The organism is Saccharothrix tamanrassetensis (genome assembly GCF_014203665.1).
Taxonomy (GTDB): Bacteria; Actinomycetota; Actinomycetes; order Mycobacteriales; family Pseudonocardiaceae; genus Actinosynnema; species Actinosynnema tamanrassetense.
In genome coordinates, this window is record NZ_JACHJN010000017.1 from 62,527 (window position 1) to 74,810 (window position 12,284).

Consider the following 12,284-nt stretch of genomic DNA (forward strand, 5'->3'; position numbering starts at 1 on the left):
CTCACTCGGCCAGCGGCAGTTCGGCCCGGACCTCCCAGCCGCCGCCCTCCCGCTGCCCGGCGGCGAACCGGCCGCCCAGCAGCTCCACCCGTTCCCGCATCCCGACCAACCCGAACCCGCCGGACCCGCCGACCGGCGCGGTCTTGCGGTCGCGGCCGTCGTCGGCGATCACCACGTGCACCACCCCCGACACGACGGCCACCGACACGTCCACCCGGGACACGTCCTCGGCGTGCTTGCGGGTGTTGGTGAGGGATTCCTGCACCAACCGCAGCACCGAGCGCCCCAGCGACGGCGGCACGACCGACGGCAGGTCCAGGCTCAGCCGCACGGGCTGACCGGACTGCGCGACTACCTGCTTCACGTCGTCCGCCAGGTCGCTGCTCGCGGCGGGCGCGTCGGTCTCCGAACCGCGCAGCGTGCCCACCAGTCGCCGCATGGCGGTCAGCGCCTCGTTGCCGCTCTGCGCGATGATGGGCAACACCTCTTGCGCCGCACCGGGAACGGCCTGCGCCGCCTGCGCGTGCACCACGATCCCGGTCACGTAGTGCGCGACCACGTCGTGCAGTTCGCGGGCCAGCGCCATCCGCTCGGCGTGCTGCGCGGCCGTGACCTCGGACCGCACGAGGGTCGCGCGTTCCCGGTCCCGTGCCCGGAAGTACAGGCCGGTGCCGACGGACAGCACCAGCAGCACCACGGCGCCGATCGCCTGCTGCCAGAACCCCGGTCCGTCGTAGGGGATGTCCGAGTAGTGCCGCTGCCAGTACGACGGCCGGACGGCCTGCGTCACGGCCGCCGCCGCGACCAGCGCCAGGGTGCCGGAGACGGCCCGCTTCACCGCCTCCTGCCGCACCACGATCGCGATGATCGCCATCACGGCCGCGCCTTCGGACAGCGTCAGCCCGGAGATCAGCGGCACGGTCGACGGCTCGCCCGACAGCCGCAGCAGCACCGAACCGCCCAGCACGGCCATCGCCCCGGTGAGCGCCGCGTCGAACGGGCGGCGTGGTGCCAGCACCGCCAGCGCGCCGACCACGACCGTGCCGGGGGTCTGCCACCACGTGTCGCCGGCCAGCGCCTCGGTGCCGTTGAAGAAGAGCAGGGCGCAGGCCAGCGGCCACTGGCGGCGGGCCAGGGTGCGCCAGCCGAGGTGAGTGCTCTCCACGAGGGGTCACGGTAGGTCCTCGGGGCTGATCGCGCGTCCGCCCGCAGTCGTGCGGGTCGTCATCCACAGGACTGACCCGAACGCGACCGGAAATACCCCCCTGGCCGATGCCGGAGGACGTTTTCGGGGGTGACTCTGGAGTGGCAGTCGGGGAACGGAGGAACGTGATGCTGGGTGTGGTGGCTACTTGGGCCGGTGCGGTGCTCGGGCTGTTGGTGCTGGTCCTGATGGCGCTGGCGGGAGTGCTGGTCGATTCTCAGCGGTGATTCGATCACCCTTCCGCGTGGCGTCGGAGGAGTTCCGCGAGACGTCCGGGGGAATGCGGTCGGGTGGTTTCCAGCGGACCCCCGGAAAATCGTGCCGGGCCACCGGCGCGGGCCCGGCGGGCGGCGGTCGGGTCGAGTCGGAACGCGGGCCGGTTGCCGGTGGGGCGCTGCCGGGAGCGCAGCCAGGACAGCCGGTGCAGCGACTCGGCGTGGTGGTCGGTGATGGTGACCTGGGCCAGGTCGAACGAGTGCAGCACGGCCCGGTTGAGCTCCACGACGGCGCGGTCGCGCCACAGCGAGCGTTCGGCGGACGTGTCCAGCCCCAGCGCCTCGGCGACTGGGCGGGCCGCGCCGCAGGCGTTCTCGTCGGCGAGGCTGCGCGTGCCGATCTCGGAGCCGACGAACCAGGTGTTGAACGGGGCGGCCGGGTAGTCCACGCCGCCGATGGACAGCCGCATGCCGGTGATCAGCGGCACGGCGTGCCAGCGCAGGCCGAGCGAGGCGAACCAGGGCAGGTCGGGGTGCTCCAGGCACACCTCGTGCACCACGTCCGGCGGGATGGTGAACAGCTTCGGGCCTTCGTGCGCGGTCTCCACGACCAGCGGCAGGAGGTCGAACGGGGTGGGCGTGCCGGGCGCGTGCCAGCCCATGCCCCGCACGGTGTCGGTGAACCCGCGGTAGCGGCGGTCGCCGGTGCCGTCGGCGTGGCAGGCGTAGCGGACCAGCTGCTCGTTCCAGATGACCGGGCCGGGCGCGTCCGGGGCGTCCGGGGCGAACACCGTGACCAGGGGGCGGATCCCGCCGCCGTTCGTGGCCAGCCGGAGGTGTTCGACGCATTCGCCGGCCACGGCGGCGGCGTTGCGGAAGCCGCGCAGGTCGCGGACCTTGAGCCGGCGCCACGGCACGCCGCTGGTGCACCAGCCGCTGTCCCGCAGCGCGACGCGTGCGCCGTAGGACAGCTCCTGGGTGGTGTGCCGGTAGGTGCCGGTCTCCGCGATCTCGTCGCGGACCTGCGTCAGGCGGGGGCCGACCGGGCCTGTCTCGGGGTGCGCGATGTGGAACATGCGGAGGAAGCCCTCCGCCGCGTCCAGGTCGGGCGTTGTCGGTTCGTCGTCGATGGCGGTCACGGGCGGCAACCGTAGTTGCGGACCGGGGTGACGCGTCACTGCCGGACGGGGCACCCCGGGTGATCGACTCGGCCCACTCGATGGAGTGACGAAACGACCGTGAGTTGCCGCATCGACCGCTCGTTGCCGTGACTTTATGACACGGTCAGGTGAGCTCGATCCGGTCGAACATCAGATCGTGGCTGATCCGGTCCTCCTCCACCGCGCGCTGCTCGAACTTCGTGACCGGTCGCCAGTCGGGTCGCGGGGCCCACGTCCGGTACCGGTTGCGCAGCAGCGGCTCGGCCGAGCAGACCTGGAGCATCTGCTCCGCGTAGTTCTCCCAGTCGGTGGCCAGGTGCAGGGTGCCGCCGGGCTGGAGGCGGGTGGCGAGCAGGTGCACGAACTCGGGCTGCACGAGCCGGCGCTTGTGGTGCTTCTTCTTCGGCCACGGGTCCGGGAAGAAGATCCGGACGCCGGCGAGGGTGTTCGGCTCGACGTGGTCGGTCAGCAGGTCCACCGCGTCACCGCGCAGCACGCGCAGGTTGGTGGCGTCCAGCGACTCCGCGCGCATCAGGAGCTGGGCGAGGCCGGGTTTGTAGACCTCGACGGCGACGTAGTTGAGCTCGGGGGCGGCGGCGACCAGCTGCGCGGTGGTCTCGCCCATGCCGGAGCCGATCTCCAGGAGCAGGGGGGCCTCGCGGCCGAACCACGCGGCGAAGTCGACGGGACCGGCCGGGAGCGCCTTGACCTCGCGGCCCAAGCGCTCCCAGTGGCGGTCCCAGGCCCGCTGCTGCCCGACGGTCATCCGTTCACCGCGTTGCACGTAGCTCACGACGGAACGGTGGTGCGGCGGGCGCTGGCTGGACGTCGTCACGGGCGTACAGCCTAAGCGGTTGGTTCGGTGGCGTCCGAGGCGACCGATCGCCTGCTAGGCGATGTTCTCCAGGTCGTCGATCTGCTCGCGCAGCTCGGCCGGGGTGAACTCGACGGGACGCCGGAGCCCGGGGCCCCGGTGCGCGGGGATGAGGTCCACCCAGCCCGGGTGCCGGTCGGTGAACTGCACGGTGGTGGGCTCGGCGGGGCCGTACACGCCGCTCTCGGACGGCACGTACTCCCAGTACCCGACCTCGCCCTCGGTCGCCCACGGCACGAAGACCCAGCCCGGCCGGGAGGCCAGCAGGTCGGACACCTCGTCCTCGACCGCGAAGCCGGCCGCGCGGGACGGCAGCCGGCCCCGGTCGAGGGCGCGCAGCCACCAGGGCGCCGGGGCGTTGCCGCCGACGGCCCGGTACAGCGTGAGCACCTGCTGCTCGTCGGCCCGGTGGATCCAGGCGCGGCGGGTCTGCGCGGGTGCGGTGGCGATGCCGGCGGCGCCGGCGGGTTCGATCGCGTGGGACCATTCCAACGCCATCATCGGTTCGACGCGAAGGGCGTGGGCGCGTTGCCGTGGCAGCTTCTTCGACCGGGTAGCCGAGGAGTCGGCGTTCAGATTCGGATCAAGCACCGTCACGGGTTCACCTCCGGTGGGTTCCTTGACGGGGGTTTGTCGAATTCGTGTGCGACGGTTCGCCGCCTCACGATTCGTCACTTTCCATCTGACCTGGTCCAGCTCGTCCTGTCATGGTGGTGTGCGGCAGTTCACGGGCTCTTAACCAGGCCCTTACTCCGATTGCCGGACATTCCGCGGATGAAACATGAATGGCCCGGAATATTTGTGACCTCGACCACAGGGGGATTGAGGGGGATGATCCGAACGGGGTTCGCGGCGATCTTGGTCGCACTATTCGGGGTGGCCGTCGCGCCGGGGGTGGCGTGGGGGCAGACGATCACGGAGCAGCAGTGGCACCTGGACGAGCTGCGGGTGCGCCCGGTGCACGACGTGGTCCGCGGGGACGGCGTGGTGGTGGCCGTGGTCGACTCGGGGGTGGACGACACCGTCCCCGACCTGGCCGGGGCGTTGCTGCCGGGTACCGGATTCGGGTCGGCCTCGGGGACGGACGGGACCGAGGACGCCGACGGGCACGGCACCGCGATGGCGGCGCTGATCGCCGGGCGCGGGGTGGACGGCGGGGCGCTGGGGATCGCGCCGGCCGCGCGGGTCCTCCCGGTGTCGGTGGGTTCGGACGGCGGGAACTTCACCACCACGGCGGTCGCCTCCGGGATCACGTGGGCGGTGGACAACGGGGCGGACGTGATCAACCTGTCGCTGACGTCGGCCGCGACGCTGACCCCCGACCTGCTGCGGGCCGTCAACTACGCGTTCGACCACGACGTCGTGGTGGTGGCCGGGACCGGGAACGACGGGATCGAGCACGTGGGTGCGCCGGCGAACATCCGCGGGGTGATCGCGGTCTCCGGGACGGAGCCCGGCGGCGTTCCGTGGGCGTCGTCGAACACCGGGCCGGAGACGGTGCTGGCCGCGCCGGCGAAGGAGATCGTGACGGCGCTGCCGTCGTCGGTCGCCGACACGGGGTTCGCCGCGGTGGACGGGACTTCCGCGGCCACCGCGCTGGTGTCGGGGGTGGCGGCGTTGGTGCGGGCCCGGCACCCGGAGATGGATGCGGGGAACGTGGTCAACCGGATGATCGTCACGGCTACCGACGTGGTGGGGGCGGGGCGGGACGCGGCCACCGGGTTCGGGGTGGTGAACGCGGGTGGAGCGGTGAGCGGTGAGGTGCCGCGGGTGGAGCGGAACCCGCTGGCTCCGCCGCCTCGGCCTTCGGGGGGTGTTGCGCCGCCGGGGTCCGGGGAGGTGTCACCTGAGGTGTCGCCCGGGGTGCCGCGGGAAGGGGCGGGGGGTGTGGTGCCCGGCCCTGTGGTGGGGCCTGGGGTTCGGGTGGCTGTGGCGTTCGGGGGGTTGGTGGCGGTGGTGGGGTTCGTGGTGGGGGCGGCGTTGTTGTTGGGGCGGCGGTCGCGGGTGGTTGCGCCCAGGGTTGAGGCTCGGGGTGGGGTGCCGGTCGAGCCCGGGGTTGAGCGTCGGGTCGGGGAGGTTCCGCCGGCTTCGGATGATTTTTGGAAATCTGATTAATCTTGTGGACATGTGGGTGTATTCAGTGGTTTGGGGTCTACGGGCTTGAAGAGCGTCCTCGCCGGACGGGCAGGCCGCCAAGGATCTCCACAAAAGCCCTTCAAAGCTCTTCGAGCTTTGAAGGGCGGTGGTCTGCGTGTCCTCCCCGTATGACCTGGTCGGAGACAACCACATGCGTCAAGGGCAGATCGATCATGGGTGTGCGGTGGTCGCGGGTGTCGATCTGCCCTTGACACATGCGGTTCGCTGGCGCGCAGGCCATACGGGGATGACACGCAGCGGCAGGGGTGTGCGCTGGCGCGCAGCCGGACCGCAGGTGTGCGCGCTGGCGCGCGGGCTGTGGGCGCGGGGCGCGCAGGCGGTGTGGGGGTGCGAGGGTTAGTCGTGGGAGTGGTACTCGACGGACTCTCGGGTCAGTTGCATGAAGGCTTCCTCCAGTGAGCCGAGTTGGGGGCTCAGTTCGTGGAGGGTGATGTCGTGCCGGGCGGCCAGTTCGCCGATGTGGGCCGCCTCTACGCCGTGGACGATCAGGGCGTTGTCCGCGGTGCCGTCGGCCACCTTGGCGGCTTCGGCGGTCAGGAGTTGGCGCAGGCGGTCCAGTTGGGGGGACCTGACCTTGACGGTGTCCTCGGTGGCGTCCTTGATGAACTGGGCGGTGCTGGTCTGGGCGATGAGCTTGCCCTTGCCGATCACGATGAGGTCCTGTGCCGTCTGGGCCATCTCGGAGAGCAGGTGGCTGGAGACGAAGACCGTCCTGCCCTGGTCGGCCAGGCGGTGCATGAACTGGCGGATCCAGAGGATGCCTTCCGGGTCCAGGCCGTTGACCGGTTCGTCGAAGAGGAGGACCTGGGGGTCGCCCAGCAGGGTGCCGGCGATGCCCAGGCGCTGTGACATGCCCAGCGAGAAGCCGCCCGCCCGGCGCTTGGCGACCTGGGTGAGGCCCACCAGCTCCAGGACTTCGTCCACGCGCTTGTTCGGGATGTTGTTGGACTTCGCCAGCCACTGGAGGTGGGCCTTCGCCGAACGGTTGGGGTGGACCCACTTCGCGTCCAGCAGTGCGCCCACCGTCCTCAGTGGACGGTGCAGGTCGTGGTAGTGCTTGCCGTTGATCAGCACCCGGCCACCGGTGGGGCGGTCCAGGCCGAGGATCATGCGCATGGTGGTGGACTTGCCCGCGCCGTTCGGGCCCAGGAAGCCGGTCACCCGGCCTGATTCCACGGTGAACGACAGGTCGTCCACGGCGACGGTCCGGCCGTAGTGCTTGGTGAGTCCGGTCGCTTCGATCATGACTTCTCCTGTCTGATCCGCCAACTCCGAACGTAAACGACGAGAGCTCGGGCCACCCCCCGAAGGTGACCCGAGCTCCCCCCTTTCCCCATCTCCCCTGCTGCCCGCCGGGCCGGCCCCGATTCCGGCCCGGCGGGCGTTTCCCCTAGGCGTCGCGACGCTTCACGACCACCAGCGAGATGATGTAGATGGCCAGTGCGATGCCCGCGAAGTAGGCGAACGAGCCCCACGGGGACAGTTCGCCGACGGTGGGCGGGCCCGCTCCATCCGGGATGGCGCTCGGGTCCGGGTCGCCGAAGATGAACTTGGTGACCACGGTGAACGGCATCCACTTCTGGATGTCGTCGCCGATGTTCGGGATGAACCCGACGACGCTCTCCAGCACCAGCGCGAACACCAGGATGATCGACACCGCGCCGGCGGTCTGCCGGACCAGCGCGCCGATGCCCAGCGCCAGCACCGCGCCCGCCGCGTACACCAGGCCGACGCCGGCCACGTGCCGCCAGTCGTTGCCGCTGTTCAGGGCGAGCTGCGAGGTGTCGTCGGCCAGCAGCATGCTGATGCCCCACGACCCGAACGCGGACGCGAGTCCGACCAGGCCGGCCAGCACGGTCACCACGACCGCCTTCGCCACCATCGGCGAGATGCGGTCGGGCACCGCCTGGAACGTGGACTTGATGGTCCCGAACCGGTACTCGGTGGTCACCGCCAGGGCGGCCATCACCATGATCACGTAGAGGCCGAACGTGTGCGTGAACACCGCGCCGAGCACCGGCATCGGCGAGTCGCTCCAGTTCGCCGCGATGATCGCGGTGATGCCGATGGTCAGGCCGAGCGCGAGCACCATGCACCACCACGGCGAGCGCGTGGTGAAGAGCTTGATCCGTTCAACAGCGAGCAGAGTCATGTCACTTTCCCGTCTCGGCCGCGTGGTACTCGACAGAATCACCGGTGAGCTGCATGAAGGCCTCTTCCAGCGAACCGCGCTGGGGGCTCAGCTCGTGCAGCACCACGCCGCTCGCGGCGGCGATGTCACCGATCTGGTCACTGGAAGCACCCGACACGCTCAACGACGAGTCGGTGTCCTCGCGAACCGTGAAGCCCTTGTCGACCAGCAGCGCGCCCAGCTTGTCCGCGTGCGGGCTGCGCACCCGCACGGTGTTCTCGGTCGACCGCTCCACGAACTCGGTGGTGGACGACTGCGAGATCAGCTTGCCCCGGCCGATCACCACCAGGTCGGTGGCGGTGACCGCCATCTCGGACAGCAGGTGGCTGGACACCAGCACGGTGCGGCCGTCGGCGGCCAGGCCCTGCATGAACTGGCGGATCCAGAGGATGCCCTCCGGGTCCAGGCCGTTCACCGGCTCGTCGAACAGCAGCACCTTCGGGTCGCCGAGCAGCGCCCCCGCGATGCCCAGGCGCTGCGACATGCCCAGCGAGAAGCCGCCGGCCCGCCGCTTCGCCACCTTGCTCAGGCCGACCAGGTCGAGCACCTCGTCCACCCGGCGGGCGGGCAGTCCGTTGGACTTCGCCAGCCACTGGAGGTGCGCCTTCGCGGAACGGTTCGGGTGCACCCACTTGGCGTCCAGCAGCGCGCCGACGGTCCGCAGCGGGCGGTCGAGCTGCGCGTACGGCGTGCCGTCGATGAGCACCTTCCCGGACGTCGGCCGGTCCAGGCCGAGGATCATCCGCATGGTGGTCGACTTGCCCGCACCGTTGGGCCCGAGGAAGCCGGTGACCCGGCCCGGCGCGATGGTGAACGACAGGTTGTCCACCGCCACCGTGTTCCCGTAGCGCTTGGTGAGGCCGATAGCCTCGATCATGGTTTCTCCCCTGGACGGCACGTCCCCCGATTCCGGCTCGAACTCTGCCTGTTCCAGGGGGTCGACCACATCGGTCTGTAGTTGACTCGTCGGTGCGACTTCAGTCTTATCGTGCCCGCTACCTCGGTTGTAGTAATCCGTGATCACCCTGAGTCGCACCCTGGGGTGATGCCCCCTGTTTCTCAGGGAACGTGTGGTCCTACGGTGGCGTCATGGGTTACACCGAAGCCCCCGAGGGCTGGTGGCGCGAGTTCGTCTCGGCCACCCCGGCACGGACCGGCAAGCTCGGGGTCGTGCGCAAGGACGGCTCGCCACACGTTTCACCCGTCTGGGTCGACCTGGACGGCAGCACCATCGTCTTCACCACCCACCTGGAGTCGATCAAGGGCAAGGCGATCGCCCGCGACGGCCGCGTCTCGGTCTGCCTGGACGACGAGCGGCCCCCGTTCGCCTTCGTCACGATCAGCGGTCGTGCCGAGATCGTGGACGATCCCGAGCAGGTCCGCTACTGGGCGGGTCGCATCGGCGGCCGGTACATGGGCGCCGACCGCGCGAACGAGTACGCGGAGCGCAACGGCGGCGAGGGCGAGGTCGTGGTGCGGATCCGGGAAGCGGAGATCGTCGCGAAGGTGGACGTGGCCGAATAGCGTTCCCGCCCGCCCGTCCGGTGACGGGCACGCGGTTCGGCCGGGCGGGTGGGTTCGGCGGACGGGTTCGGGCGGGTGGCTTCAGGCGGGTGGCTTCAGGCGGCGAACCAGCGGTCCAGTTCGAGGGCTGCGCCGTCCTCCAGCACGGTGGCGGTGACGGCGTTCGCCACTTCCTGAACGGTCGCCGGGGCCTGGCCCATGGCCACCCCGTGGGCGGCCCACCGGAGCATCTCGACGTCGTTGTGCCCGTCGCCGATGGCCAGCGTGTCCTCTTCGGACACGCCGAGCCGCTGCCGCAGGTCCTCCAACGCCGACCCCTTGGTGACACCCTCCGGCGAGACGGTGAGCCAGGGTTCGGTGTTGTCCACCCACCAGGTGACGCCGGGCAGCTCGACGTCGAGCATCCGCAGCGCGATCTCGTCCGGCGTCCGGTCGGCCCACCGCATGACCAGCCGGGACGTGGTCTCGGCGGTCAGCTCCTCGGCCGTCACCTCCCGCACCACGCCCCACAGGTCGCCTTCCGGGAACCGGCCCAGCGACAGGTTGCCCACCCCGGTGATCTCCACGGCGAACACCGCGCCCGGGAACAGCCCGCGCAGCGCGTCGACCGTCGGGGCGGCGTCGAAGGCGATCTTGCGGATCACCTCGCGGGACGTCGTGTCCCACCACACCGCTCCGTTGGAGCAGATCGCGGTCGTGCCGCGCAGCTCCAGGTCGTCGACGATCGGCCGAGTCCCGATGAGGCTGCGGCCGGTGGAGAGGACCACGTGCGCGCCGTGGTCGACCGCGCGGTGGATGGCCGCGCGCACCGCCGGCGCGATCTCTTCCGCTCCCACGCGGGTGATGGTGCCGTCGATGTCCAGGGCGACGAGGCGCGGTCTCCAACTCACTGGTGTCACCCTAATGGATGACATTAATGAACCGTGGTTCAATAACCGGGTGCCACGGCCGAAGACCATCACCGACGAGCGCCTGCTGACCGCCACCTGGCTGGTGATCGGGCGCAGGGGGCCGGGCTTCACGGTCGCCGACGTGGCCGCCGAAGCAGGCGTGTCGGTCGGCACGGTGGCGCAGCGGTTCGGCTCGAAGAGCGGGCTGCTCCAGGCGTTGACCAGGCAGGCGACGGCCGACATCGAACGCCGGATGCTCGCGGCGGCCGAGGGCGCCGAGCCGTTGGACGGGTTGCGGGCCGCGTTGCTGGCCTGGTTCGAGGGCATGACCGACCCGGTGGAGGCGGGCAACCACCTCGCGCAGCTCGGCGTGGACCTGATCGACCCGGAGCTGCGCGCGCTGCTCGGCGACCTCTACGAGGCGACCCAGCGCACGGTGCTCGCGCTCACCCGCCGGGTGGACCTGCCGCGCGCGCCGTCGCCGGAACGCGCGGCGCGGGTCCTCACGGTGCTGGTCTACGGGGTGTCGATGGACTGGTCGGTCCGGCCGCGCGGAGCGTTGGCCGACCGGCTGGCGGAGGACGTGGACGCGGTGTTGGACGCTTGGAAGGGGAGCTGAATGTCGTTGCACGGCAAGGTGGCCGCGGTCACCGGGGCGACGCGGGGTGCGGGGCGGGCCATCGCGGTGGAGTTGGGGGCGGCGGGCGCGACGGTGTTCGTCGGCGGGCGGTCGACGCGCGGGCACAGGTCGCCGATCGGGCGGGACGAGACGATCGAGGAGACCGCCGAGCTGGTCACCGCCGCGGGCGGCCGGGGCATCCCGGTGCGGGCCGACTTCACGGTGGCCGCCGACGTGGACGCGTTCCGCGCGCGCATCGAGTCCGAAGGGGACGGTCGCCTGGACGTCCTGGTCGACGACGTGTGGGGCGGTGAGCTGGACGTCCACTTCAAACCGTTCTGGGAGGACGACCTGGAACGCCAGTTGGGCATGTGGCGCAACAGCGTCCAGGCCCACCTGGTCACGTTGCACCGGCTGATCCCGCTGCTGATCCGGCAGCCCGGCGGGCTGCTGGTGGAGGTCACCGACGGCGACAGCGACGAGGTGTACTCGGGAATGCTCGCGTACGACTCGGTCAAGGTCGCGATCCGGCGGTTCGGCGTGGTGCTGGCGCAGGACCTGGGCAAGTACGGCACCACGTCGGTCGCCGTCACGCCGGGGTTCCTGCGGTCGGAGCAGATGCTGGAGCACTTCGGCGTGACCGAGGAGAACTGGCGCGACGCCATCGAGCAGTCGCCGCACTACGCGATGTCCGAGACCCCTCGGTACGTCGGGCGCGCGGTGGCCGCGCTCGCCGCGGACCCGGAGCGCGAGCGGTTCAGCGGCAAGGCGTTGGCGTCGTGGACCCTCATGCGGGAGTACGGCTTCACCGACGTGGACGGCTCACGGCCGGACTGGGGCCGCTGGTACGAGGAGGTCGTGAAGCCCGGACTCGACCTCTCGACCGTGGACGTGGCGAAGTACCGCTGAGGTCGCCGGCCGCGAACGCGTCCGGAGGCCGGTCCGCCCGGGGTTCGAGCCGGCGCTAGACGCGGAGCAGCAGGCCGGCGGCGAGGAGCAGCACCGAACTGCCGGCCGTGAACAGCACCCACCAGGTGCGGCGCGTCCCCGTCGTGCTGACCGCTCGCACGGTCCCCACCACTATCACGACCGCGGCGAGGAGACCCAGCACGCCCACGGCGAGCGCGTCCCAGGGGAACGCCCGCATCGCCGGGTCGGCGGTGGTCGGATCGATCGAGGGCCACGGGGTGTTCGAACCGCCGACCGACGTCGGCGTCGACGTCGCGGTGAGACCCGGTTGCGCGGTCGCGACGGTGGCTCCCGGTTCCGGCCCGGAGCAGGCCACCAGGAGGGCCCCGCACACGACCGGGGCGCAGCTCTTGCGGAACACGTGCCCTCCTCCGACTCCGGGGGTCGTGGGGGGGGGGGGGGGGGGGCGTGCGGACGGCGAGGGGGCCGCCGCCGACCAGGACACCAACACCAAGAAAAAAACCATCACAAAAAGAAAAGA

14 protein-coding genes are annotated in these 12,284 nt (G+C 71.0%); 5 read left to right on the top strand and 9 right to left on the bottom strand.

All coding sequences use genetic code 11. The features are described 5' to 3' along the window. Window position 1: 1 nt before the first annotated feature. Window positions 2-1,165, bottom strand: a complete 1,164-nt coding sequence (locus tag FHS29_RS35265) for a sensor histidine kinase (RefSeq protein WP_184698882.1) — start codon at window positions 1,163-1,165, stop codon at window positions 2-4. A 140-nt stretch (window positions 1,166-1,305) separates the two neighbouring features. On the opposite strand from FHS29_RS35265, the gene FHS29_RS37980 reads away from it, so the two are divergent. Continuing rightward, window positions 1,306-1,431, top strand: a complete 126-nt coding sequence (locus FHS29_RS37980; RefSeq protein WP_281391817.1) for a hypothetical protein — start codon at window positions 1,306-1,308, stop codon at window positions 1,429-1,431. 5 nt (window positions 1,432-1,436) lie between these two features. On the opposite strand, the gene FHS29_RS35270 is transcribed toward FHS29_RS37980, so the two are convergent. The 3 genes from FHS29_RS35270 to FHS29_RS35280 form a co-directional block, all read right to left on the bottom strand. Further along, on the bottom strand, window positions 1,437-2,558 hold the full coding sequence (locus FHS29_RS35270; protein WP_312865246.1) for a nitric oxide synthase oxygenase: 1,122 nt from the start codon (window positions 2,556-2,558) through the stop codon (window positions 1,437-1,439). A 145-nt stretch (window positions 2,559-2,703) separates the two neighbouring features. Further along, a complete protein-coding gene (gene trmB, locus FHS29_RS35275) occupies window positions 2,704-3,345 on the bottom strand; it encodes a tRNA (guanosine(46)-N7)-methyltransferase TrmB (RefSeq protein ID WP_221457267.1) in 642 nt (213 codons plus the stop codon). Window positions 3,346-3,468: 123 nt separating this feature from the next. After that, window positions 3,469-4,050, bottom strand: coding sequence for a hypothetical protein (locus FHS29_RS35280; protein ID WP_184698886.1), 582 nt, complete (start codon window positions 4,048-4,050; stop codon window positions 3,469-3,471). A gap of 234 nt (window positions 4,051-4,284) precedes the next feature. Here FHS29_RS35280 and FHS29_RS35285 point away from each other — a divergent pair, with 234 nt between their 5' ends. Further along, complete coding sequence (locus FHS29_RS35285; protein WP_184698889.1) at window positions 4,285-5,568, top strand: S8 family serine peptidase; 1,284 nt, start codon at window positions 4,285-4,287, stop codon at window positions 5,566-5,568. A gap of 378 nt (window positions 5,569-5,946) precedes the next feature. Here the strand turns inward: FHS29_RS35285 and FHS29_RS35290 are convergent, their stop codons facing one another. The 3 genes from FHS29_RS35290 to FHS29_RS35300 form a co-directional block, all read right to left on the bottom strand. Then, window positions 5,947-6,855, bottom strand: coding sequence for an ABC transporter ATP-binding protein (locus FHS29_RS35290; protein WP_184698891.1), 909 nt, complete (start codon window positions 6,853-6,855; stop codon window positions 5,947-5,949). Window positions 6,856-7,000: 145 nt separating this feature from the next. Beyond that, window positions 7,001-7,762, bottom strand: coding sequence for a hypothetical protein (locus FHS29_RS35295; RefSeq protein WP_184698893.1), 762 nt, complete (start codon window positions 7,760-7,762; stop codon window positions 7,001-7,003). Between the two features lies 1 nt (window position 7,763). Then, the gene (locus tag FHS29_RS35300) at window positions 7,764-8,678 is read right to left on the bottom strand and encodes an ABC transporter ATP-binding protein (RefSeq protein ID WP_184698895.1); all 915 of its coding nucleotides are present in this window, start codon (window positions 8,676-8,678) and stop codon (window positions 7,764-7,766) included. Between the two features lie 212 nt (window positions 8,679-8,890). On the opposite strand from FHS29_RS35300, the gene FHS29_RS35305 reads away from it, so the two are divergent. Beyond that, window positions 8,891-9,325 carry a PPOX class F420-dependent oxidoreductase gene (locus tag FHS29_RS35305; protein ID WP_184698897.1) on the top strand — a complete coding sequence of 145 codons (435 nt, stop codon included), beginning with the start codon at window positions 8,891-8,893 and terminating at the stop codon, window positions 9,323-9,325. A gap of 95 nt (window positions 9,326-9,420) precedes the next feature. On the opposite strand, the gene FHS29_RS35310 is transcribed toward FHS29_RS35305, so the two are convergent. Further along, window positions 9,421-10,215, bottom strand: a complete 795-nt coding sequence (locus FHS29_RS35310) for an HAD family hydrolase (RefSeq protein WP_312865247.1) — start codon at window positions 10,213-10,215, stop codon at window positions 9,421-9,423. A 49-nt stretch (window positions 10,216-10,264) separates the two neighbouring features. On the opposite strand from FHS29_RS35310, the gene FHS29_RS35315 reads away from it, so the two are divergent. Beyond that, window positions 10,265-10,834 (top strand): TetR/AcrR family transcriptional regulator, encoded by a 570-nt coding sequence (locus tag FHS29_RS35315; protein ID WP_184698901.1) that lies wholly within the window; start codon window positions 10,265-10,267, stop codon window positions 10,832-10,834. Next, the gene (locus tag FHS29_RS35320; RefSeq protein WP_184698903.1) at window positions 10,835-11,743 is read left to right on the top strand and encodes an SDR family oxidoreductase; all 909 of its coding nucleotides are present in this window, start codon (window positions 10,835-10,837) and stop codon (window positions 11,741-11,743) included. Window positions 11,744-11,798: 55 nt separating this feature from the next. Here the strand turns inward: FHS29_RS35320 and FHS29_RS35325 are convergent, their stop codons facing one another. Beyond that, entirely contained in the window at window positions 11,799-12,164 is a 366-nt protein-coding gene (locus tag FHS29_RS35325) for a hypothetical protein (protein WP_184698906.1), read from the bottom strand. Between the last annotated feature and the right edge of the window lie 120 nt (window positions 12,165-12,284).